General features: G+C 42.8%; 23 protein-coding genes. 20 read left to right on the top strand and 3 right to left on the bottom strand.

What is annotated here, in order from left to right:
* Positions 1 to 14 precede the first annotated feature (14 nt).
* On the bottom strand, positions 15 to 1,883 hold the full coding sequence (locus BB427_RS10565) for a methyl-accepting chemotaxis protein (protein ID WP_175401272.1): 1,869 nt from the start codon (positions 1,881 to 1,883) through the stop codon (positions 15 to 17).
* Positions 1,884 to 2,047: 164 nt separating this feature from the next.
* On the opposite strand from BB427_RS10565, the gene BB427_RS10560 reads away from it, so the two are divergent.
* Positions 2,048 to 3,007, top strand: coding sequence for a DUF4382 domain-containing protein (locus BB427_RS10560; protein WP_069020660.1), 960 nt, complete (start codon positions 2,048 to 2,050; stop codon positions 3,005 to 3,007).
* A gap of 83 nt (positions 3,008 to 3,090) precedes the next feature.
* Here BB427_RS10560 and ald read toward each other — a convergent pair whose 3' ends face one another.
* Positions 3,091 to 4,212, bottom strand: coding sequence for an alanine dehydrogenase (ald, locus tag BB427_RS10555; protein WP_010372751.1), 1,122 nt, complete (start codon positions 4,210 to 4,212; stop codon positions 3,091 to 3,093).
* A gap of 139 nt (positions 4,213 to 4,351) precedes the next feature.
* Between ald and lrp the strand changes: the two genes are divergently transcribed.
* The 7 genes from lrp (at position 4,352) to rmf (ending at position 11,871) form a co-directional block, all read left to right on the top strand.
* A complete protein-coding gene (gene lrp / locus BB427_RS10550; protein WP_010372754.1) occupies positions 4,352 to 4,831 on the top strand; it encodes a leucine-responsive transcriptional regulator Lrp in 480 nt (159 codons plus the stop codon).
* 114 nt (positions 4,832 to 4,945) lie between these two features.
* Positions 4,946 to 7,555, top strand: a complete 2,610-nt coding sequence (locus tag BB427_RS10545; RefSeq protein WP_069020659.1) for a DNA translocase FtsK — start codon at positions 4,946 to 4,948, stop codon at positions 7,553 to 7,555.
* Positions 7,555 to 8,193 (top strand): outer membrane lipoprotein chaperone LolA, encoded by a 639-nt coding sequence (gene lolA / locus BB427_RS10540; protein ID WP_069020658.1) that lies wholly within the window; start codon positions 7,555 to 7,557, stop codon positions 8,191 to 8,193. The genes BB427_RS10545 and lolA overlap by 1 nt, the downstream gene beginning before the upstream one ends.
* Positions 8,186 to 9,526 carry a replication-associated recombination protein A gene (locus BB427_RS10535; RefSeq protein WP_069020657.1) on the top strand — a complete coding sequence of 447 codons (1,341 nt, stop codon included), beginning with the start codon at positions 8,186 to 8,188 and terminating at the stop codon, positions 9,524 to 9,526. Before lolA ends, BB427_RS10535 begins: the two co-directional genes overlap by 8 nt.
* A 2-nt stretch (positions 9,527 to 9,528) precedes the next feature.
* Positions 9,529 to 9,909, top strand: a complete 381-nt coding sequence (gene crcB, locus BB427_RS10530) for a fluoride efflux transporter CrcB (protein ID WP_010604733.1) — start codon at positions 9,529 to 9,531, stop codon at positions 9,907 to 9,909.
* Positions 9,910 to 9,916: 7 nt separating this feature from the next.
* Positions 9,917 to 11,212: a serine--tRNA ligase gene (gene serS / locus BB427_RS10525; protein WP_010372768.1), complete on the top strand. Its 1,296-nt coding sequence runs from the start codon at positions 9,917 to 9,919 to the stop codon at positions 11,210 to 11,212.
* A 488-nt stretch (positions 11,213 to 11,700) separates the two neighbouring features.
* Positions 11,701 to 11,871: a ribosome modulation factor gene (gene rmf, locus BB427_RS10520; protein ID WP_010372771.1), complete on the top strand. Its 171-nt coding sequence runs from the start codon at positions 11,701 to 11,703 to the stop codon at positions 11,869 to 11,871.
* A gap of 78 nt (positions 11,872 to 11,949) precedes the next feature.
* Here the strand turns inward: rmf and fabA are convergent, their stop codons facing one another.
* Positions 11,950 to 12,465, bottom strand: coding sequence for a 3-hydroxyacyl-[acyl-carrier-protein] dehydratase FabA (gene fabA / locus BB427_RS10515; protein ID WP_010372774.1), 516 nt, complete (start codon positions 12,463 to 12,465; stop codon positions 11,950 to 11,952).
* Positions 12,466 to 12,705: 240 nt separating this feature from the next.
* On the opposite strand from fabA, the gene BB427_RS10510 reads away from it, so the two are divergent.
* From BB427_RS10510 to BB427_RS10455, 12 genes are all read left to right on the top strand, one after another.
* On the top strand, positions 12,706 to 13,560 hold the full coding sequence (locus tag BB427_RS10510) for a 6-carboxytetrahydropterin synthase (RefSeq protein ID WP_039495901.1): 855 nt from the start codon (positions 12,706 to 12,708) through the stop codon (positions 13,558 to 13,560).
* The gene (locus BB427_RS10505) at positions 13,553 to 14,377 is read left to right on the top strand and encodes a M23 family metallopeptidase (protein ID WP_069020656.1); all 825 of its coding nucleotides are present in this window, start codon (positions 13,553 to 13,555) and stop codon (positions 14,375 to 14,377) included. Before BB427_RS10510 ends, BB427_RS10505 begins: the two co-directional genes overlap by 8 nt.
* The gene (locus BB427_RS10500; protein ID WP_010372783.1) at positions 14,374 to 14,808 is read left to right on the top strand and encodes an acyl-CoA thioesterase; all 435 of its coding nucleotides are present in this window, start codon (positions 14,374 to 14,376) and stop codon (positions 14,806 to 14,808) included. Before BB427_RS10505 ends, BB427_RS10500 begins: the two co-directional genes overlap by 4 nt.
* A 285-nt stretch (positions 14,809 to 15,093) precedes the next feature.
* On the top strand, positions 15,094 to 15,459 hold the full coding sequence (locus BB427_RS10495) for a response regulator (protein WP_010372787.1): 366 nt from the start codon (positions 15,094 to 15,096) through the stop codon (positions 15,457 to 15,459).
* The gene (locus tag BB427_RS10490) at positions 15,456 to 16,037 is read left to right on the top strand and encodes a chemotaxis protein CheX (protein WP_010372790.1); all 582 of its coding nucleotides are present in this window, start codon (positions 15,456 to 15,458) and stop codon (positions 16,035 to 16,037) included. The genes BB427_RS10495 and BB427_RS10490 overlap by 4 nt, the downstream gene beginning before the upstream one ends.
* 2 nt (positions 16,038 to 16,039) lie before the next feature.
* A complete protein-coding gene (locus BB427_RS10485; protein ID WP_069020655.1) occupies positions 16,040 to 17,338 on the top strand; it encodes a sensor histidine kinase in 1,299 nt (432 codons plus the stop codon).
* A gap of 311 nt (positions 17,339 to 17,649) precedes the next feature.
* Complete coding sequence (locus BB427_RS10480; protein ID WP_069020654.1) at positions 17,650 to 18,165, top strand: chemotaxis protein CheW; 516 nt, start codon at positions 17,650 to 17,652, stop codon at positions 18,163 to 18,165.
* Positions 18,165 to 19,352 (top strand): methyl-accepting chemotaxis protein, encoded by a 1,188-nt coding sequence (locus BB427_RS10475; RefSeq protein ID WP_069020653.1) that lies wholly within the window; start codon positions 18,165 to 18,167, stop codon positions 19,350 to 19,352. The genes BB427_RS10480 and BB427_RS10475 overlap by 1 nt, the downstream gene beginning before the upstream one ends.
* 8 nt (positions 19,353 to 19,360) lie before the next feature.
* Positions 19,361 to 19,726 carry a response regulator gene (locus BB427_RS10470; protein WP_010604742.1) on the top strand — a complete coding sequence of 122 codons (366 nt, stop codon included), beginning with the start codon at positions 19,361 to 19,363 and terminating at the stop codon, positions 19,724 to 19,726.
* Positions 19,727 to 19,736: 10 nt separating this feature from the next.
* Positions 19,737 to 20,021 (top strand): STAS domain-containing protein, encoded by a 285-nt coding sequence (locus BB427_RS10465; RefSeq protein WP_039495895.1) that lies wholly within the window; start codon positions 19,737 to 19,739, stop codon positions 20,019 to 20,021.
* 1 nt (position 20,022) lies between these two features.
* On the top strand, positions 20,023 to 21,999 hold the full coding sequence (locus BB427_RS10460) for a chemotaxis protein CheA (protein ID WP_069020652.1): 1,977 nt from the start codon (positions 20,023 to 20,025) through the stop codon (positions 21,997 to 21,999).
* A 14-nt stretch (positions 22,000 to 22,013) separates the two neighbouring features.
* Positions 22,014 to 24,248 (top strand): methyl-accepting chemotaxis protein, encoded by a 2,235-nt coding sequence (locus BB427_RS10455; protein ID WP_069020651.1) that lies wholly within the window; start codon positions 22,014 to 22,016, stop codon positions 24,246 to 24,248.

Below are 24,248 nucleotides of genomic sequence, written 5' to 3'. Positions count from 1 at the left end.
TAGTTTACCGATAATCAAACTTTGAATTGCTCAAGTAGTTGTTCTTGGGTTGTTATCTTTTCTACTTGAGACTGCATGGTGGCATCTACGCTCTTAGCTTCGCTATACACCGACTCAGAAATACCACGAATTGATGAGCTACTGCTATTCACGTTATTTACAATGTCATTTTGCTCATTCAGCATATCAGCAATACGAGAGTTCAAATCGACAATATGGCGAATGGCACTACGCATATCTTCAAGCGCGGCTCGAGTTTGCTCTGCCTTTTCAACCGTTTTATCGACATAATGTTGGCTTTGCTTCATTACAGTAACCGCGCTTTCTGAACCTGACTGTAGTTGACTTATCATTCCACGGATTTCAGTTGTGGCTTCTTGTGTTCTTTGTGCAAGCGATCTTACTTCGTCTGCAACGACGGCAAAGCCGCGGCCAGACTCACCGGCCCTTGCGGCTTCAATGGCAGCATTGAGCGCTAGGAGATTGGTTTGCTCAGCGATGCTGTTGATAACCGATAATATTTGCTCAATAGCTGTAGACGAGCTTTCTAACTCCGTAACTACGGTCATTGCCGAACTGATTTGATTAGATAGCTCTTGAATTGTCTCTGTTGTTTCTGCAACGATTTTTTCTCCTTGGCGAGCAACTTGATCGGTGGTTTTAATTGCTTCAGCGGCCTCATGGGCAGATTGAGTTACTTGATGCTCAGTTGCAGACATGTGTGTTGTTGCTTCATCAAGCACTTTGATACTCGCTAATTGCTCTTGAATCGAAAGTTTGGCTTTATTTGCAACCTTAGATGTTTGTTGAGCATCGTTTAAAACTTCATGGCCTAGACCCTGAATATTTGCTATTAGAGACTGTAAGCTACTGGTAAAGGCATTAAAATTTTGCGCCAGTGCTGCAAATTCGGGTTCATGCTCGGTATTTAATCGTACGGTTAAGTCCGCATTACCGCGTGCGATAGCAGCCATGGCGGTGTTGATTTCATCAAGCGGCTTTAATAATAAGCTAATCACAAAAGAAAGTAGCACAGTCGCGAGTGCCACAGAAATAAAGGCAAATATGGCTGCATCTCTTTGCAGTCGTGAAAGTGCAGCAAAAACGGTGTCTTCATTCAGCATCACCCCTAAATACCAATCTAAGCCTTCGACCTCTTTAAACTGTACTAATTTGTCTTCGCCGTTGACTTCAACGTATTGAATATTTTCTGAGATACTTATGTCACCGAGAAATGTACGAGAAGACTTACCATTTAGTTTTACATCAGGGTGTGAGATAGTCGACCCGTCTTTACTCACCATAAAGGCAAAACCTGCGTCTAGCAGGTTAAACGAGTTAATCATTTCGCCGAGTTTTGCCAAACTAACGTCGTAAAAAATCGCGCCGTTGAATTGGCCTTGTTTAAACACTGGTGCACCGATTGATACCACGATTTCGTTACTTACCGCATCAGCGTAAGGTGCTGTGATAATGAGCTTTCGTGCAGTTTTTGCGTCAGTATACCAAGGCCGCTTTCTCGGGTCCCAGTTTGCACCAGGGTTCCAATTTGGATCGCTAGCGACATATTTTCCTGTTTGCTCTTCGCCATAACCTATCAGTAGGAAAGAGGTTGTGAGCTGTGGCTGCGAGAGGATAGGAAAGGCTGCGTCTAAGGTGTCAGTGGAAGCCACGAGATTGGTAGCAAGGGCGGCGAGATCGGTTGCTCCTTTCATCTGCGCAGTGACAGTGTTACCAATTCCTTGAATTATTTCATTCACACTTTGTTCGGCTTGCGCTTTGATTGCTGATTGCACGGAAATGTATTGAATAACAGATAAGATCAGTAATGCTGCAAGCAGCACAAGCGCAGAGACGGATACGACTTTGTGTTTAAACTTCACGGCCACACTCCAATAAGTTTGATACATTAAACTTATGACATTTAATAAGAAAATGCCAAATCTTCTGCGTTGATTTGAGAGTATTTCAAATTATTGCGTTTATATTAATTATTTATTCATGGTGCAATTCCTATTCTTTAATACTTAGAAGAGGAGAAAACATCATGTACAAACCAGTTTTAACAGCAATTGCCTCGGCAATGATACTCGCTGCATGCGGTGGCGGTTCAGGTTCTGACTCAAACGACAACAACACCACGCAACCAACCCAAAAAACCACCGTAAGTGTTGGTGTATCAGATGCCGCTGTGAATAATCTTGCAGAGGTAAACCTTGTTATTCAACGGCTGACACTTAGAGCATCTGGAAAAGAAGATGTCACATTTGATACCTTAGATGCGCAGGGTAATCCAATGAAAATCAATCTGCTTGAATATACGGGTGATGATATCTATTTGGTTGTAAATGACCAAGAGATCGATGCTGGTGATTATGAGTGGATCAGAGCCGATGTTGTAAACGGTAGTGCGGGGTCTAATTTTGATTTAACCTCTAGCGTGCGTTTTTTAGATGGTAGTCAAGCACCATTAGCCGTAACCCGTAAAGGCAACGATGGTGTAGGTGAAATCCAACTCAATAACTTCTCGTTAAATGAAGGTGAGAACCAAATCGTATTGGAGTTTGACTTAAATAAGGCGCTGTTGAAGCGCGGAAATGATGACACCGTTTATCTAAAACCAACAGCCGTCCGTTTGGAAAATCTGTTAACCAGTTTCGAGATTGAGGGCATGGTTAGCGAGTCTGTGAAAAATGCATGTATAGCAGATAATGCGGACCTAGCTCCTCTAGTCGGAGAGTACAAACACGTTGTTTATCTTTATAAAGCGGATGTTGCAGTGCCTGGCGACATCAGTGATGAAGATTCAGCGCCAGTAGCAACCGCAAACTTAGATGCCGAGAGTGAATATGAGATAGCATTTATTGGTTCTGGAGATTACAAAGTAGGGTATTCGTGCCTAGGACATTTGGATGATGCCGAAACGATAGATGCAGATTTTAGTTTATATCAAACAAAAGACGTTACGTTAACGCAAGATACAGAAGTGAATTTCGAGACAAACTAATTTCATTTAGTCTTTTAAGCGAATTAGTATAGCAGCAAAAAAAGGGCTTCAATTGAAGCCCTTTTTACTACTTAAATTCAAAATTAAGCATTTTCTAGTGCAGCGCGCGGGTCAACATATTCCATGTTGAAGCCTTCTGCCACTTCTTTACACGTTACTTGACCTTTCAGAACGTTTAAGCCGTCCATAAAGTGTTTGTCATTTAGTAGCGCTTGTTTGTAGCCTAAGTTTGCAAGCTTGATGATGTACGGAAGCGTTGCATTGTTAAGTGCAAACGTTGAAGTACGAGGTACAGCACCTGGCATGTTAGCTACACAGTAGTGAACTACGTCATCAACAATGTATGTTGGCTCTGCGTGTGTAGTCGCCTTAGAAGTAGCAATACAGCCACCTTGGTCAATTGCAACGTCAACGATAGCAGCACCAGGCTTCATTGCTTTGATGTGTTCTGCAGTTACAAGCTTAGGAGCCGCTGCACCAGGAATTAGTACGCCGCCGATCACAAGATCTGCTTCTAGTACGTGCTTTTCAAGTGCGTCAGCCGTTGAGTAGATAACTTTAGCTTGGCTACCAAACTGTGCATTCAAAGAACGTAATACATCAATGCTACGGTCAAGAATAGTAACGTCTGCGCCTAGACCTACAGCCATTTGCGCTGCGTTACGACCAACCATACCACCACCGATCACAACGACTTTAGCTGGTTCAACACCAGGTACGCCACCTAGCAGCATACCACGGCCTTCACGTGACTTTTCAAGCGCTTGAGCACCAGCTTGAATTGACATACGACCAGCAACTTCTGACATTGGCGCTAGCAGTGGAAGACCACCACGCGCATCAGTTACCGTTTCGTATGCGATACAGATAGCACCGCTCTTGATTAGATCTTCTGTTTGTGGAAGGTCTGGTGCTAGGTGAAGGTAAGTAAATAAGATTTGATCTTCACGTAGCATTGCGCGCTCAACAGCTTGAGGCTCTTTTACTTTAACAATCATATCAGCAGTAGCAAAAACTTCTGCCGCTGTGTCTAAAACTTTAGCACCAACTTGAACATAATCTTCGTCAGTAAAACCAATGCCGATACCAGCATTTGTTTCAACAACGACTTCGTGACCGTGATTGATTAGTTCACGAACGCTCGCAGGAACCATACCAACGCGGTATTCGTGGTTTTTTATCTCTTTAGGTACACCAATAATCATAATATTCGCCTCAAAATAAGAACGGGGTAAAATTTTTGACTATTATATTTACCTATAGCCAGTGTGTCTCACTGTTTTAATATTTCAATGCAGTGATATACTCTGAATTAATGAATCATTCAGGATAAAAAACTACACTATGTATCAACAACTAGACAGAATCGACAGAAAGATTTTAGTCGAACTTCAGAAAGATGGCAGAATTTCGAACGTAGAATTAGCCAAGCGCATAGGATTGAGCGCTACGCCTTGCTTGGAGCGCGTTAAAAAGCTGGAGCGAGAAGGATTTATTCGAGGTTATAAAGCCGTAGTCGATCCTGCTAAGCTTGGACAGGGACTTTTAGTGTTTGTTGAAGTTACAGTGAATAAAAACTCGCCTGATGTGTTCGATAGATTTAATCAAGCAGTAAAGCAGCATGACGAAATTATTGAATGTCACCTTGTGTCCGGTAGTTTCGACTATTTATTAAAGACACGAGTGACCGACATGTCAGAATATCGCGGAGTTTTAGGAGAAATTTTACTTAAACTGCCAAACATCAGTGAAAGTCGCACTTTTGTGGTCATGGAAGAAGTAAAAGGAGAAGAAGGAGAAGTAATAAAACCTTGTGCACCTTGAGGTATTTCTTGGTAAGGTGTAAGTATATACAGCAATACTAACGCAAATCACTAATTTGCTGACGTTTTGGGCGTTTATAGTCCGGAAAAGAAACAGAAAAAAGGTTTAATTACAATGCGCTTAAATGGTGTGCAACGCCTCTTAGAGACAGGTTTGATTGTAAGCACGGCTGCAGCAATATTTATGTTGTGTGCGTTGATAAGTTTCGACCCAGCCGATCCTGCTTGGACTCAATCCGGTGAGTACGTAAAAGTAAACAATATAACGGGTGCTGCCGGAGCTTGGCTGGCAGACATTATGCTACTGAGTTTCGGCTGGTTGGCATTTTTGATCCCAGCTGCGCTGCAGTTTCTTGGTTATCTACTATTTAAAAAGCCGCATAAGCTACTGCAACTCGATTACACCACGCTAGGTTTACGCCTAATTGGCGCGACACTGTTTATTACCTCTGCAAGTGCAATTAGCAGCATCAATTTCGATGATATCTATAATTTCTCATCTGGTGGGGTAGTAGGGGATGTGGTTGCTGGTGCAATGATGCCTGCCTTTAACTTTACCGGTACTTCTATACTATTACTGTGCTTTTTCTTTGCCGGAATGACATTACTTACCGGTGTGTCTTGGGTTGAATTCGTTGATTATTTAGGTGAAAAGGTACTCGCCGGCTTTAGATGGTTACGCGATAGGCTGACAGCAGAGCGCAATATAGAGCAAACGCAGTCAGTTTCACAGAAACCGGAGGGTGCTGGCACCAAAACGGATAGAGTAGAGAGTGAGACACCAATAATAGCTAGCGAGCGAAAAGATGATCTTGAGCAGACTCTCCAGCAACAAACCGATACGGAAATTAATATAGATTTCGATGCTGAAGAAGAACCCAGTGGACTTGGCAAATTAAAAGATAAATTGTTCCGCAAAACGAACACTGAACCTACACCTCAATCCACGTCTGCACCGCACTCTGATCTACAAGAGAAGAAAGAGCCGTCGGTATTTGATGAGCTAGATGATATTCTAGAGCAAGAAATCAACTTTTCAGCGATAGAGGATGAGCCACTGGATACTGTCGCGGCATTAAATGCCTTGGATGAAGCACCAGTGCACGAAACCAAAGTGGTTTCTCCGGCAAGGCCACTTAAGTCTAAAGCACCTGAAAAGGCGGCCAACGGTTATCAGCCTCCACCAAGCGCAAAAGAGCAATTTGAAGCGCTTCTAGAAGCTCAGCCACCTGCAGATCCATTGCCGTCATTAGATCTCTTGGATAGGCCGGACAAGGCTAAGAATCCAATTTCGCAAGAAGAGTTAGATCAGGTCTCGCGGTTAGTTGAAACTAAGCTATTAGACTTTAATGTCCAGGCACAGGTAGTTGGTGTGTATCCAGGCCCTGTCGTTACGCGTTTTGAGTTAGATCTCGCGCCGGGCATCAAAGTTGCTAAGATCACCGGTTTAGCAAAAGACTTAGCGCGTTCATTATCTGCAGTCAGTGTGCGTGTAGTTGAGGTTATCCCAGGCAAGACGTATGTGGGTTTAGAGCTACCTAACAAACACCGTGAAATCGTACGTTTGTCTGAAGTGATAGGCGCCCCTAAGTTTGAACAAAATCCATCTCCTTTGACTATGGTGCTTGGTAAAGATATCGCAGGCCAACCGGTCGTTGCTGATTTAGGCAAAATGCCGCATCTGCTGGTGGCCGGTACCACTGGTTCTGGTAAGTCAGTGGGCGTTAATGTCATGATCTTAAGCTTGTTATATAAGTCGCCGCCAGAAGATGTGCGAATGATCATGATAGATCCGAAAATGCTTGAGCTCTCAGTTTACGAAGGTATCCCACATTTATTATGCGAAGTGGTTACCGATATGAAAGAGGCAGCAAACGCGCTACGCTGGTGTGTGGGGGAAATGGAACGCCGTTATAAGCTGATGTCGGCGCTCGGTGTTCGTAACCTCAAAGGTTACAATCAAAAGATTAAAGACGCTAAAGAAGCGGGTCATCCTATTTTAGATCCACTCTTTAAAGATACAGACGGTATGGTGGATGAACCACAAGAGCTAGATAAATTACCGAGTATCGTGGTTGTTATAGACGAATTTGCCGACATGATGATGATTGTTGGTAAAAAAGTAGAAGAGTTAATTGCACGTATCGCACAAAAGGCGCGTGCGGCAGGCATACATTTAGTGCTGGCAACACAGCGTCCATCAGTAGATGTTATTACCGGTTTGATCAAAGCGAATATACCAACGCGAATGGCGTTCCAAGTATCAAGTAAGATTGATTCACGTACAATCTTAGACCAGCAAGGTGCAGAGAATCTATTGGGTATGGGGGACATGCTCTATTTGCCGCCAGGAACGAGTGTTCCGGTTCGTGTACATGGCGCATTTGTTGACGATCATGAAGTACATGCGGTAGTGAGTGACTGGAAGGCAAGAGGCAAACCAAACTACGTAGAAGAAATTCTATGCGGTGAAGCAACTGAAGATATTTTACTACCAGGCGAAGCACCGGAAGGGGGGGATGAAGAGTCTGATCCACTTTACGATGAAGCGGTTGGGTTTGTTATTGAAACAGGTAAAGTGTCTGTTTCGAGTGTACAACGTAAGTTGAGGGTTGGTTATAACCGTGCCGCTCGATTAGTTGAGCAAATGGAAATGTCTGGAGTGGTAAGTGCTCCTGGTCATAATGGTGCACGAGATGTATTGGTAAAAGGTGGAGCCAATTAATGAAAAAATTTAAGCAAATTGCGTTGCTAACGGTATTATCAAACCTCTTTATTCAGCCTGTGTGGGCTGATGAGGCAGCGATGCAAAGTCTAAAAGGAAGACTGGCTGAATTAACCAGTTTTCAAGGTAAGTTTGAGCAAATCGTTAAAGATCAAGAAGGCAATGAGTTGCAAACCGGCGAAGGGGCGATAACCTTAGCGCAGCCACTAAAAATCCGCTGGCAACAAGAGATGCCGGATGACACTTTATTTGTATCAAGCGGAGCAACAACCTATTACTACGATACGTTTGCTGAGCAAGTGACCATCCTAGATACGACTAAACTTATTGATACTACGCCATTTGTGCTACTTACGACCCAAGAGGACAGTCAATGGTTGAAGTACAACGTAGCTCTTAACGGTCAAGAATATCTGATCACGCCAAAAAACAAAGTAGACTCGCAGGTAGAGCAATTAACACTGCGTTTTGATGATAAAAACGACGGCTTAGCATTATTGAAAGTGAACGATATTTCAGGTCAAGTCTCTACGTTTAGCTTTAAGGAAAGCAAAGTCAATGTACCAGTAAAAGAGAGTTTGTTTGAGTTTACAATTCCACAAGGAGTGGTCGTAGACGACCAAAGAGGCAGTGACTAGTTTAGGGTTTGATTTTACACCAGATGTACGACCGTTGGCCGCAAGAATGCGGCCAACCTCGTTAGAGCATTATGTCGGGCAGAGTCATATTTTGTCCAAAGGCTCTGTACTTTATCGTGCGATTGAATCTGGACGCTGTCATAGCCTGATCCTTTGGGGGCCACCCGGAGTGGGTAAAACCACCCTTGCTGAGATCATTGCCAACTATGCGGATGCAGAGCTTATCAAACTTTCTGCCGTTAGCGCGGGAATTAAAGAGGTTCGTGAAGCGGTCGTCGATGCTAAAAACCGATTAGCTCAATTTGGTAGACGTACGCTGTTATTTGTTGATGAAGTACATCGCTTTAACAAATCCCAGCAAGACGGATTTTTACCTCACATTGAAGATGGCACCTTTATTTTTATTGGCGCGACCACTGAAAACCCTTCTTTTGCACTGAATAACGCGATCTTGTCTCGCGCGCGTGTCTATACCTTACAATCGCTTGTAGAGGATGAATTAGGTCAAGTACTCAAAGATGCGTTGTCCCGCGATGAACAGCTGTCGAAATTAGCTATCACCATTGATGACAGCGCGCTTGAACTCATCGCCAAAGCAGCTTCGGGAGATGCAAGAAAGGCGCTTAATCTACTAGAGCAGGCGGTTGACTTAAGTTTTGAGCCAAACTCAAACACTCATTTGGTGAATGAACTTGTACTAAAACAAGTGTTGCCCAGCCAATTATCAAGTTATGACAATAAGGGCGACCTATATTATGACCTAATCTCAGCGTTTCATAAGTCAGTTCGTGGCAGCGCACCAGATGCGGCACTTTATTGGTATTGCAAAATATTAGCAGGCGGAGGCGATCCGCTCTATGTTGCAAGGCGATTGCTGGCGATCGCCACTGAAGATATCGGCAACGCAGACCCAAGAGCGATGCAAGTTGCGTTAAATGCTTGGGATATATTTCATAGGGTAGGGCCAAGCGAAGGAGAGCGTGCGATAGCACAGGCAACGCTTTATCTCGCGAGTGCGCCAAAAAGTAATGCGGTCTACATGGCGTTCAATCAAGCTAAACGTGATGCTGCAAGTGATCCGAATTACCCCGTACCTGAACATCTCAGAAATGCACCGACAAAACTAATGAAAGAGCTGGGTTTTGGCGAAGAATACCGTTATGCGCATAATGAACCAGGCGCCTTTGCTGCTGGAGAAAATTACTTCCCAGAAGCCATTCAAGAGCGACAATATTATCAACCCACAGACAGGGGACTTGAGAAACAAATCGCTGACAAGCTCAACTATCTACGGACGCAAAATGCACAAAGTAGCACCAAGAGGTACAAGTAGCGATGCTAATAAATTATCTTACAATTGCGCTAGGTGGAGCGTTTGGTGCAATGTTACGCTTTTTTATCAGCGATATGTCGATAAAACTCTTAGGTAAGGGATTCCCTTTTGGGACGTTGATCGTTAATATTCTTGGTTCATTATTGATGGGTGTGCTTTACGGTTTAATTGAAAAAGAAGTTATTTCGGTTTCACCATCTAAAACGTTGATAGGTATTGGCTTTTTAGGTGCGCTGACTACTTTTTCTACATTCTCAATGGATTCCTTGTTGTTACTTCAACAAGGGCAATATGTGAAAATGGCGTTTAACGTCACATTAAACGTGGTGGCGTGTATCTTTATGGCCTGGGTTGGTCTCTGCCTCATCATGCAAAAAGGTTAAAAAAACAATGTTAGATTCTAAATACTTTCGTCAAGACATCGAGGAAGCTGCTGCGCGTCTGAAAAAGCGTGGTTTTGAACTCGATGTTGCTAAGATCACCGAATTAGAAGAAAAGCGCAAAGCGCTACAAACCAAAACTCAGGAATTACAGAGTGAGCGTAACAGTTCCTCCAAAGCGATTGGTCAAGCTAAAGCGAAAGGGGAAGACGTTCAACCTTTACTAGATGCTGTTGCAAACTTGGGCGACCAATTAAGTGCAGCGAAAGAAGAGCAGGATAAAATTCTTGCTGAACTTAATGACTACGCAATGTCGTTGCCAAACCTCCCTGCTGAAGAGGTACCTGCAGGTGCCGATGAGTCAGAGAATGTTGAAGTAAGCACTTGGGGTGAGCCAAAGCAGTTTGATTTTGAAGTTAAAGATCATGTTGACCTTGGTGAAGCGCTTGATAAGGGTCTCGATTTCGAAACTGGTGTTAAGCTAAGTGGTTCTCGCTTTACAGTGATGCGCGGTGGCGTAGCACGTATGCATAGAGCACTTGTACAACTGATGCTGAATACGCACACTGAGCAAAATGGTTATACCGAAATGTATGTACCATATCTTGTGAATAAAGCGAGCTTGTTTGGCACGGGTCAGCTTCCTAAGTTTGCAGAAGATTTGTTCCATACAGAAGCGTTATCTGAAGACCAAGATGGCTTTAGCCTAATTCCGACGGCAGAAGTACCGTTAACTAACTGCGCTCGTGATGTTATTTACGACGAAAAAGAGCTGCCGATTAAGATGACGGCGCACACGCCTTGTTTTAGAAGCGAAGCAGGTAGTTATGGGCGTGATACGCGCGGACTTATTCGTCAACACCAGTTTGATAAGGTTGAACTTGTCCAGCTTGTAAAACCTGAAGATTCTATGGCAGCGCTTGAAGAGTTAACAGGCCATGCTGAGCAAATTTTACAAGCACTTGGCTTACCTTACAGAAAAGTGGTGCTTTGTACAGGAGACATGGGTTTCGGTGCGACGAAAACGTACGATTTGGAAGTTTGGTTACCAGCGCAAAATACCTACAGAGAAATCTCTTCTTGTTCAAACATGTGGGATTTCCAAGCGCGCCGTATGCAAGCGCGTTTCCGCCGTAGTGGTGAGAAGAAGCCAGAACTACTTCATACTCTTAATGGTTCGGGTTTAGCGGTGGGTCGTACTCTAGTTGCGATTTTAGAAAACTACCAGCAGGCAGATGGATCAATTATTGTGCCTGATGCACTAAAACCATATATGGGTGGTGTAGAGGTTATTAAAGCAAGCTAAGACAGTACTGCTTAATTGAGCTTTGCTCGATTTAAAAACTCAAGTTATTGAAAAGAGGTTGGATTCGTCCAGCCTCTTTTTATTACTATATTATGAATGTTTTTTTACAGAGAAATATAGAAAAACAAGATCATCAACCAATAATTTACGTCTTGAATATCTAGGTATCTATATAAAATTAAAATAATTATGCTTTTTGTGCTCAGCTGTACAAGAATTACATTTCTGATCATTGCATGACTCGCTGAGATGTGATTTATTGAAGGTATGGGTTTGGCCAAATCTCATCGGTAAGTAGCACATCTGTATGAAATACGATGTCGCTCGTGTTTAACTTTTCTCAATAAAATCTTTAATTTAAATTGTTAGTACGAATTGTCATTATATCGCAAGTCACTATCTTCGTTTTGAATGACGTTCGCTTAAGTTTGAACTACACAGTATTAGAAACGCTAATGCTGATCGAGAAAAAGGTGAGGATATTACCTATGAAGAGACAGAAAAGAGACCGTTTAGAAAGAGCACATTCACAAGGATTTAAGGCAGGATTAGCCGGTCGGTCGAAAGAAAATTGTCCCTATCAACAAGTAGAACACAGATCAGAATGGTTAGGCGGATGGCGAGAAGCGATGGATAATCGCAACATCTTTAAAACCTGATACCGAATTTTAGGAGAGCAAAGCCCCAGATGGGGCTTTGTGTGTTTTTAAAGCTATAAAACGATAACAGCGAAAAAGTTAAAATGCGCTGGTATCTTGGAAAAGACCTACTTTCAAATCTTTTGCTTCATAGATCACGCGACCATCAACTTCGACGATGCCATCTGCTAGACCCATAAATAGCTTACGTTTGATAACGCGCTTCATTTCAATGCGATAAGTCACTTTTTTAGCAGTCGGTAAGATTTGACCCGTAAACTTCACTTCGCCCACACCGAGTGCACGACCAAGACCAGGGCCACCAGACCAACCAAGGAAGAAGCCTACCAATTGCCACATCGCATCCAAACCTAAACAACCAGGCATTACTGGATCACCTTTAAAGTGGCAGTCGAAGAACCACAGATCAGGGTTGATGTCGAGTTCAGCAATAATTTGACCTTTACCATGCTCACCACCGTCATCATTAATTTGAACGATGCGATCCATCATTAGCATGTTGTCGCTAGGTAGGCGGCAGTTGCCTTCACCAAACATTTCTCCGCGACCACATAAAATAAGTTCTTCTTTTGTATAGCTGTTCTTCGGTTCCATAAATCTTCTTCTTAACTTGCAAATTGACGCTACTTTAGCGTACAGATGTACGCTAAACAACTCCGAACAGTTAAAAAGCGTACGGAGACTTGTAAATTTTGCGCTAAAGATATGTCTATTTGATTAAATTTCAAAAAATTGAAGAGATTAAATGCAAATCAGTTCTAATTAGGGGCGATTTATAATGTGAAAATCATTATAATCGGGGATGATTTTTTAGCAGGCTATTTTGGGTGATCTATGATCCTTTTTGTTGACTCTTTGACCGTAATTGATTTTTCGTACCTTTGCCCACGTCGTGGTGCGGTAGGTGAAAGTTGGATCACCGATATTGTGTTGCATGGTGAGCTAAACGAAGAGTCTATGGTGTTAGACTTTGCAAAAGTTAAAAAGCAAATCAAACGTATTATCGACGAAAAGCTCGACCACAAATTAGCGGTACCCAGCGCGCTTGCGTGTAATGCAAAACACAGTGAAGGCCGATTTGAATTTGATATGCAATTTGATGGAAATCACTTAGCCATGAATGCACCGGAAGAGGCGGTGTGTGTAGTGGAAGGGGATGAAATCAATGAAGTCAATGCCATTGCTTACCTTAAGTCTGTTATTATGCCGCATATGCCTGAAAACGTGAAAGATTTAGATATAACACTGCGTCCAGAGGCCGCAACAGGCTTCTATTATCACTACAGCCATGGCTTAAAGAAACACGATGGCAACTGTCAGCGTATTATTCATGGTCACCGTTCATTGATTGGTGTGAAGCTAAATGATATCAGCATGCCTAGATTACAAAAACAATGGGCGGATAAATGGCAAGATATTTATCTTGGCAGCGAAGAAGACTTGATTGATCCTAGTTTGCTTCAGTATGTAACCGCTCAAGATAAAGATTATGCGTTCGCGTATACTTCGTCGCAGGGATATTTTGAGTTGGCGATCAGCAAATCACGTTGCGATATATTACCTTGCGATACAACTGTTGAATGTATTGCGGACTATCTTGCAGGCCAAATAAAGCTAGAAAATCCACATGATAAGGTTGAAGTAAGAGCATACGAAGGGGTTGGAAAAGGAGCGATTGCGTATGCTTAAACGTGCAATTGTCATATTGCTTGCGAGCACCACATTATTTGCTGAGGCGCTTGAATTAAAAGGTAACCTGACACAAGGTGGCTTGGTCGTCGGTAAGCTTGAAAATGCAACTGAGATAAAGCTAAACGAAATAGAATTAAAGCGCTCTAAAGATGGCTATTTCGTGTTTGGTTTTGGCCGTGATGCTGAACTTAACCACATCTTGAGTTGGCAGTCTGATGATGGTCAAAAGCATCGCCAAGCGATAGTGATCACGAAAAGAGATTATGATATAGACAAGATCACGGGGGTGGCGAAAAAGTATGTTTCGCCACCAGAGTCGGTGCTAAAGCGCATACGTGAAGAAGCACAAGCCGTGTCAAAAGCAAGACAAGGCAATTCGGATTTATTATTCTTTAAAGACCCCGTTTTCAGACCTGCGAAGGGCCGTATTTCAGGTGTTTATGGTAGCCAAAGATATTTTAATGGTGAGCCAAAACGACCACATTTTGGATTAGATATCGCAAACAAAACGGGTGAACCGGTCTTAGCGCCGGTATCGGGTAAAGTGGTGTTTGCAAATCCAGATCTTTATTACAGTGGCGGCACTTTGATTATCGATCACGGTCACGGTATTACCTCTACGTATATCCACCTTAGTAAACTGGATGTTAAGGTTGGCGATACGGTAAAAACAGGCGATAAAATCGCTGAAATTGGCGCGACGGGCAGGGTAACTGGCCCGCATTTAGATTGGCGCTTTAATTGGTTCGGGGAACGACTCGATCCAGCTCTACTTATGAAAGATACACTAGCGGATAAAGCAGTACAAAAATGACAGACGAACAAAGACAAGCCATTGTTGAGCAACGTATTAAAAGCTCAATCACACACGTAACAAAAACCGTATTCCCGGGCCGTACAAACCACCATAACACTTTATTTGGTGGTGACGCACTGGCTTGGATGGACGAAGTTGCCTTTATTGCTGCAACGCGTTTTTGTCGCAAACCTTTGGTAACGATTTCGTCAGACCGAGTCGATTTCAAAGAAGCAATTCCTGCTGGTACTTTTGCTGAATTGGTATCGAAAGTAGTGCATGTTGGTAATACCAGCTTAAAGGTTGATGTTGAAATCTATCTTGAAAGAATGCACAAAGATGATAAACACTTAGCAATTACAGGTAGTTTTACCTTTGTTGCCGTCGATGACAATCATAGGCCAACTCCTGTGGTTTGTGACAAAATGCTAAACGGCTTTGATAGCTAGTTTGTCGCTAAGATTTTATTTTTAAAATCTCTAAGGCAAATATAGGGCTTAGCCCTATATTTAATAGATAAAAAAGAACACATCATACAGATATTTTAAAATTGCTACTCGTCAAGAACCGTTAAAACTCATTTACGATAATTAATCGAGCCATTATTTGTTATTTCTAAGTTGAATCTCTTTCGTTCAGAGGACAAATGAGTCATTTTTTACTCATAATTTTTTGACAGTCAAAAAGCCAAAGACCATACTTTTTACCAATATAGTGAAATAGGAGTGGTGCTCATGGCAATTCCAGTAACCGTTGCAGACGATTCTATGATGTCGAGAAAGGCTGTGCTTAGGGCAATACCTGAAGACTGGGATGTCGAGGTCAGTGAGGCAAAAAATGGCAAAGAAGCATTGGTGATGGTTGAGCAGGGCAAAGCTGAGGTGTTATTTTTGGATCTAACTATGCCAGAAATGGATGGTTTTGAAGTTCTTACGCATCTACACGAACACCACGCAAAAACCGTGGTAATCGTTATTTCCGCCGATATTCAGCCCGAGGCGAAGAAGTTGGTGGATAAACTCGGCGCATTTCGCTTTTTGCAAAAGCCACTACAAAAAGAAGAGTTACATAACACGCTACAAGAGCTAGGTTTATTATGAACATGCCACTCAGTGAAGAGCAAAGGGATGGCTTGCAAGAGCTAATGAATATATCCATGGGCCAGGCAGCGAACTCTTTAGCTCGATTAATTGAAACGAAAATTAGCTTATCTATCCCTGAAATTACTTCGGTAAGCCCAAATCAACTCAATGAGATCTGTAATACCGCACATGTTTACAGAACGAGGCAGTCATTTTTAGGGGAAATTAAAGGTGAAGTCATTAATCTATTGTCACCGCAAGGCTTACAAGAAATAGCCGAGCTTATGGACTACGATAGTCCACTCGATGACTCTGATCTCAATGAAGTCTTATTAGATTTGTCTAACATTTTGGCTGGTGCATGTTTAAACGGCTTCTCTAGTCAGCTAGAGCTTAAAACCTCATTGACTATGCCGACTATTTATAAACATCAACTATCCGACGACATTGCTGAGTGGAAAACCACATTAGTAATGAAAATTGCATTTATAATCGAGTCTATTGCTTTTGATTCGAGAGTGATTATTTGTTTAGATGAAAACTCCATTAAAACAGTGATCCAAAAACTTAATGCCATGCTTGGAATAGAGGACTGACTGTGTTTAGCGAATTGCAACGTTACATTCCGGTTGGAATTTGTGTCCTAGACCAAGCACATACGGTGGTTTTTGCGAATGATTTTTTGAAAAACCGGCTACCGGATAACACTCCCAAAAATATTGAGGGCATGTCCATCGATGAGGTATTTCCTGAAGCTGCAAAAATCATTAAGCGGAAATTGAAGAGTGTTTTTGCTTTAAAAGCAGCAAGTTTTAGCTACTGGGAGCATCGCCCTCACGTGTTTGAACTTAGCAGCAGCCGTCCAGTTACTGGCGATGAAACTTCAATGTATCAGAACATTCAATATGTGCCAATTTTTGAGCATTCTGAAGAAGTGAAAAAGGTATGCGTGATCATACAAGATGTGACGGAGCTTGCGAGCTATTATCAAGAGCAAAAACGTCTAACCGAAGCATTAGAGATAGAAAAGCAGGAGCTAAAAACACTCAACCTTAAGTTGGAAGCTGCACAAAACCAATTACTACAGTCTGAGAAAATGGCTGCAATTGGCCAACTTGCTGCTGGCGTGGCGCATGAAATCAACAATCCAATTGGTTTTGTGAATTCCAATATTCAAAGTTTAGAAGGCCAGGCTAGCGGACTGTTTGCGATGCTCGACTTTTATGAATCGAATTTTAGCAGACTTGCTGACAGTGATTTAGCACAGCAGGAGCAGCAGCTCCAAAATCAGCATAGTATCGACTTTTTAAAGGAGGACGTGCCTGAATTACTGCAAGAGTGCTTAGAAGGGCTGGACCGAGTCTCCAAGATAGTCGAGAGTTTAAAATCCTTTTCTCATGTTGATAACCAGGAGTGGCAAGAGGCAGATCTTATTAAGGGGATTGAAAGTACGCTGAAAATAGCCAACAACTCAATTAAGTACCATGCGGTTATCAACAAAACTTACTCCCTCGATGATGAAGTGTTGCTATATTGTCAGCCGATGCAGATTAATCAGGTATTTTTAAACTTAATCATCAATGCTGCACAGTCGATAGAGTCAAGCGGTGCGGTAACTATCTCTATCGAAGATAAACAAAACGAGGTGATTATTGCCATCCAAGACACTGGCAAAGGGATCCCAGCTGAGGACATCAATAAAATTTTTAATCCATTTTTTACCACCAAACCTGTTGGTCAAGGTACTGGCCTTGGGCTGTCTCTATCATATAGCATCGTCGCCAAGCACAAGGGTCGCATTCAAGTTGACTCACAAGTCGGTGTAGGCACAACGTTTACGGTATCCTTTCCTAAGCTCAGCGAAGCAGATTTCTCCGACGAATTTACGGATAAGTAATCAATCAAACCCAGTTCATAATAACATTAGCCTTCATTAGGTTAGCGTTTCTTTGCAATTCATGTACTTCCTTATTGTTTTCGTTCTTAATCAGTTGGCTTTAGCTTTCTGCCACAGATTTCGTTGTCAAAAGAACCACTATAAATCCGTCACTGCGGTAATACTCAATACTACGAAATTGTTTATAACCATCTGTTTTTAAACTTATTTTTACCACAAAGAAATAGTTAAAATAAATTATTGCTCAAATTTTGACAGATAAGAAATATGAGACTAAAGTAACATATAAGACAAATGAGACGGGGCGAAAAATGCAAGCGATCACAGAAACCACACAGTCATTGCAATATCTCACTTTTCAGTCAAGACAGGATTGCTATGCAATTGAGATCCTTTCAATAAAGGAGATCATTGAATTGGGCTCCGTGACAAAAGTCCCCTTGATGCCTGAGTTTATTAAAGGAGTGATTAATTTAAGAGGCTCAGTCGTACCCGTTATCGATCTGTCAGCTCGGCTTTGTGGAGAAGTAATAGAAGTTGGAAGACGAACCTGCATTATCATTTGTGAATTCAGTATTTCTGACAACCTCATTGAGATGGGTGTCATTGTTGACGGCGTTAATGAAGTCATTGAAGTTGACGCAAAAGATCTAACCAACTCACCTCAGTTTGGCGCGCAAATCAGAGCCGACTTCATCGCTTCCATGGTAAGACGCGGAGATGAGCTACTCATCGCGCTAGACCTTGAAAAAGTTCTCTCAGTTGAAGAGATGGCTGAGCTGATAGAGTTAAGCGAGCGTGGTAGTCATCTTGGGGAGTCAGCATAATGCAGATACTTCCAATTAATGAGCTAAAGGCAATCTACAAGTACTACATTAGCGCTGCGGTGTTGCTAAGCCTAGTATTGTCTCTAACGCTATTACTCAGTGTTCGCGTTGATATCTTATCGTTATCTTCTGTGCTCATCACCAGTGCACTCTTAGCGGTAACGTTAAGGCAGCGTCATTTAACCGCAAAAGTCATTCTTGATTGTGAGGCATTTGCTAGTTATTCGAATGATATGCAAGAGCATTGCGAGGTAGAGCAGCACAATACAGAATCTGTTGCCGCGATTTTAGAAACTGTTATTAACCAGGTCTACAGTATTAAAACCTTGGGTAATGACTCGGTTTCAGGGCTCACCTTGCAGTTTTCGGAGCTAAGACAGGCACTAAATAACACGATCGAATCGGCACGAGGTTCTGTAGAAAATTTTGGTGATGATGAACACTGTTTTGCCAAACACAGTCAAGAAGAACTCAATGAAGTCCTGCACAGTTTGCGTGTGGCTCTTGGTTCAAAACTCGAGGTCGTCAATTCCAATCAAGCTGTAAGCCATGCCGCCAAGGAATTAACTGAGCAAACCAAATCCATTCAAAAAATATCAAAAGAGATCACGTTATTGTCACTCAACGCATCAATTGAAGCTGCAAGAGCGGGGGAAGCCGGTCGGGGGTTTGCCGTGGTAGCGGAAAGGGTGCGTGAGCTTTCGGATATTACCTCAGAAGCTGCAGAGCTTATTATTGAAAAGATGAACGGCTTAACCAATGCCGTTGCTGACAATACTGAAAAGCTCACCGAATCACAGGCACAAGACGTTACGCTTATGGATGACGCTGAATTACATATCCGAAAAGTACTCAATGAGATGACGACGGTCGCTAATGAGCTGACGCAATCGGTACATGGTTTAGATGATACCGCAAGCAAGATAAAAGCGAACGTCGACGACGCGATAACTGATTTTCAATTTCAAGATAGAGTGAGCCAAAAGCTAGAACACATTTGCAAAGGGCTTACTTCATTAGTCTCGCTATACAGGACAGAAGGTGAGCTAGGCGAGGAAGGGTTGGCTGCATTACAGCAAGAAATGTTCAACTCTTACACCATGAAAGAAGAAAGGGAATGTCATGTTTCAACCACTGAAAATACGTCTCAACAAGACCATGTTGAAGATGAAGTAACATTTTTCTAGGAGGTCTTATGACTAAGAAAATTATGATAGTAGATGATTCGGCTTCAATTCGTCAGGTGGCAAAAATGACACTACTCGCTGAAGGTTATGAAGTCATTGATGCCTGTGATGGTCTTGACGCAATCAACAAGCTAGATGAAGGCAAAATCAACCTAATCATTAGTGACTTGAATATGCCAAACATGGATGGGCTGAGCTTGTTGAAGAAGGTGAAAGAAATGGGCCAATATCGCTTTACGCCTTTTTTGATGCTAACCACAGAATCGGGCTCGGATTTCGTGAGTCAAGGTAAGCAAGCGGGAGCAAAGGCTTGGATGATAAAGCCGTTTAAACCCGAAAAGCTGATTAATACCGTTTCACGTATTTTGGCTTAGGAGCATAAATATGAGCAACTTAACCATTGTGCTGCCAGAAGTATTGACCATTTATGAAGTGAGCAAAGTGGCAGCAAAATGGCAGCTCATGTTAAGCGATGACACAACTGCGGTAGCGATTGACCTTAGCGAGCTGTTGGAGGTGGACGCTGCAGGCTTTCAATTAGTTGTAGCACTCGCACAGTGTTGTACGGAAAAGCCGTTATCTGTGATAGGGGTTGATGAGCATCACTCACCTTGTGCCTTATGGCTACTCAATACCTTAGTTGCATCAAACTGCGCGCAAAGGAGGTAAGATGGTTGATTTATCCGAAATTCAAGCGGTCTTTATTGAAGAAGCCAAGGAGTTGGTACTTCAATTTGAAGAAAGTCTCTTGGCAATGGAGTCTATACTGCCAAATAGTGACGACGAGATCATAAACGAGGCGTTTCGTGCTGCACATACCATAAAAGGCTCAGCCGGTGTTGTTGGCTATGACCATATTGTCGATTTTACGCATTTTGTTGAAGCAACAATGGAGCTTCTTCGTGATCACGCGCTAAATCCTTGCGAAAAACTGATTTCGACTTTGCTCGAATGTAATGACCATATAAATGCGTTAATTAAGTGCTTAGAGTCAAACGAAGATTTTCCTCAGGCGTTGACCGATGCTGAAACTGGGCTGCTAGAAAGTTTAAAGTCATATAGTGGTTTGCAAGACCAAGTCTCAAGTGAGCAAACCGTTGTCGAAAATCAAGAAGCAACGCAGAGCTTTCGAGTCTCAGCGCAGTTTTATAAGGCCTGCATGGTGGATGGTTTTGATCCGCTTTCGATTATTCGCTACATCGAAAGTAAAGGTAGTACGGTAGAAGTAGATTGGCTAATTGATGAGGTACCTGCGCTTAACGCGGTCACACCAGATGAACTAGAGTTATGCCATTTTAGAATGCAGCTAGAGATACATCACTCTACGCGAGAAGATATTGATGAAGCATTTGAATTTATTGCTGCAGAATCAAATATTGAGATAGCCCCAATTGAAGATGATAAGCCAACGCCAACACTTGTCAAAACTGATAAACAGCCCACCAAAAATAACAAAGTCAAACCAAAGAATCCCGAGCGGATGATGAAAATACCGGCGCAGAAGCTAGATGAATTAGTCAATGAACTTGGCGAGCTGGTTATCGTGTCTGCGGCACTTGAAGATCACACTAAAACAATACGTGACTCGGCCCTTACTGAAATTGTTGAGCATATTCAACAACTCGTTAGTGATGTGCAAAGCAGTACACTGCAACTCAGAATGGTACAGATAGGCGAAACGTTTAATCGTTTTAGCCGTGTGGTGCGCGACACCTCAAAGGAGTTAGAAAAACAAGTTTCTTTAGAAATTATGGGGGCTGAAACCGAACTTGATAAATCAATGGTTGAAAAGATAGTCGACCCTCTTACGCACCTAGTTCGCAATGCCATTGATCATGGTATGGAGTCACCAGCACAAAGAGCCGACAGTGGAAAACCTGAATACGGTACTTTATCACTCAAAGCCTTTCATGATTCGGGCAGTATTGTAATAGAGATCAGTGACGATGGACGCGGGCTAGACAAAGAAAAAATTAAAGAAAAAGCAATTCAGCGTAATCTGATCTCACCTGATACTGAGCTTACCGACAAAGAAATTGCTAACTTAATCTTCGAACCAGGCTTTTCCACAGCCGAAAAAGTATCAAATATCTCGGGACGCGGCGTTGGCATGGATGTGGTGAGAAAAAACATTGAAGCGGTACGTGGAACGGTGAGTGTTGAATCTGTCGAGCACCAAGGTACGTGTTTCCAACTCAGGTTGCCGTTAACCATGGCCATTATCGATGGTTTTATGGTGAGTGTTGCTGATGCTAAGTTCGTCATTCCACTCGATATGGTTACAGAGTGTATTGAACTTCCGCTTGGCAATGGGGCAACTCGTCAAACCGATTACATTAATCTGCGCGGTACAGTGCTGCCATTTATTCATTTGAGTCGTATTTTTGACTTACCCACGAACCCTAAGATCAGACCAAGTATTGTCGTTGTGAAGTACGGTCAGTTGCGAGCAGGCATCGTCGTCGATCAGCTGTTAGGTGAGTTTCAAACGGTCATCAAACCACTCGGTGCGTTATTTGAAAAGATGTCGGGGATCAGTGGCTCAAGTATTTTAGGGTCAGGAGACATTGCGCTCATTCTTGATGTACCAAAGCTTATTCATGATTTTGCTCATGAACCTGAATCTAGAAAATTAGCTAACTCTTAATAAGGGGATACATAATGGGAATTTTACCAGCAATCTTTGACAAACAAGTTAATCAACTGTCGAAGGCAGTCGTAAACGCGATTGAACACTCAGATCTTACCCAAGTAAACCCCGCTTTATATGAAGGGGAAGCCAAAACACTCGCGACCAATGTATTAAGTTTGCTTAAAGGCAATGCAGAATTAGAGGCTATCGAGACTACAGGCACATTTGCTGCACTGTTAGATGGTGCAGGTCGGATTGTTCATCAAAGCAATCAATTTTCCCAGCTTATTGCAAATAACGCACAAAGTGATGGTGGATATATTACTGATATGCTGTCGTTGCACAATAACTTTTCCGAGCTGATAGATAAGACCACCAAAGTTAATATGCCAAGCGGATCTTATCAATTAGAAATCATGAAATTAGCACAGCCCATTGCCAACTGTAGTTTCGTGGCTAAATTAATCAGCCAATCGAGTTTGAGCGCTGGAAGTAATAGCGATTTTTATAAACAAGCCATGGATTACAGTACCGCTTGTATTATGCTAGCCAATGAAAATTACGATATTGTTTATATAAATCGCGCCATGCGAGACATGTTACTCAAGTTAGAAACTGCGATCCAAAGCACGTTACCTACCTTTTGCGTTGACAAACTAGTGGGAGGAAGTATCGACCAATTCCACCGTAATCCAAGCCACCAGCGCACTATGTTAGCGAGTTTAAATTCTACGCACGTTGCAAGACTCGGGTTTGGTGAGCACAGCTTGGAGCTCATGATCACCCCTGTATTTGATGAAAACAATAAGCGTATTTCTACTACGGTTGAGTGGAAAGACGTAACTGATGAAAAGCGTAAAGAGCGCTTGTTAGAAGAAGAGTTTGGTGTTGCCTTCCAAGCGGTAGCTTGTGGGGAGTTTGACAGACGCATTGAAGCCAGTGAGTTAGAGGGATCGATAGGCAGAATTGCAGAGGCATATAATAAGTCGATGGAAGTGCTGGAATCGGTACTTGAGGACAATTTTGCCGTGCTCAACGCAGTGAGTGAAGGTAACTTATCATTAAAGCCCAAAGTACAAGCACAAGGGCTTTTAGGTGAGCTGGCGCAACGTACAGCCAATCTCACCGATGTGTTAGATACCTTAGCGACCGATATCGTCGAGTTGGTTTCACAAGCGGTCAAAGGAAACATCCAAAATCGCGCAGACACCTCAAACTATACCGGCGCATTTAAAACCATGACTGATGGTCTTAACGAGGTATTGGAAGCGACTGAAAAACCGATTCAAGAAATTGCTAACGTCATGGAGGGGTTAAAAGAAGGTCGCCTTGATGTTGAGATTGCAGGAAGCTATTCAGGTGTCTATGACGAGTTGAAGCAAAGCGTCAATAGTACAATCTCCAGTTTAAGTCGCATTATTTGTGATGTTCGTTCTAACTCTGAATCGCTAGCGCAGGCATCTACCGAAGTCTCTTCTACAGCACAGTCATTGGCACAGAGTGCAAGCGAACAAGCCTCGTCAGTTGAAGAGACATCAGCCTCGGTTGAACAAATGACGGCATCCATTGCCCAAAATGCAGAAAACTCCAAAATCACTGACGGTATGGCATCAAAAGCTGCGGGTGAAGCACAAGAAGGCGGTAGCGCCGTGGAAGAGACCGTATCGGCCATGAAACAAATTGCCTCTAAGATAGGTATTGTTGATGACATTGCTTATCAAACGAATCTGTTGGCACTGAATGCTGCCATAGAAGCTGCTCGAGCTGGAGAGCATGGTAAAGGGTTTGCTGTGGTGGCTGCAGAAGTCAGAAAGCTTGCTGAGCGATCTCAATTTGCTGCGCAGGAAATATCTCAGTTAGCATCTGGCTCAGTGAGCAAAGCCGAGCGGGCAGGCAGTCTACTTGCTGAAATCGTACCTGCGATTGGTAAAACCTCTGATTTAGTACAAGAGATCTCCGCAGCGTCAGACGAACAAGCTGCGGGTGTCGGCCAAATCAACGACTCGATGAATCAAATCACCCAGCTAACGCAGCAAAATGCGTCATCGTCAGAAGAGCTAGCAGCCACCGCGGAAGAAATGTCCAGTCAAGCAGAGACGCTTACCCAGCTCGTCGCCTATTTTAAAATCGGAGATATTGAAAGCCAAAGCAAAATGCGAGTGTTAGAAGGCGGAAAACCGCAAACAGAAGCACAACCCGTCGCCGAGCGAAAAGAAGTTAGTGCTGGGCAAGCTCGCTCAAAAGAGCACTTTGAACAGTTCTAA

It is taken from the genome of Pseudoalteromonas sp. BMB, from assembly GCF_001709235.1.
GTDB classification, from domain to species: domain Bacteria; phylum Pseudomonadota; class Gammaproteobacteria; order Enterobacterales; family Alteromonadaceae; genus Pseudoalteromonas; species Pseudoalteromonas maricaloris.
The sequence above is the reverse complement of the archived record's forward strand: the minus strand, read 5'-3'. Positions and strand labels throughout refer to the sequence as shown.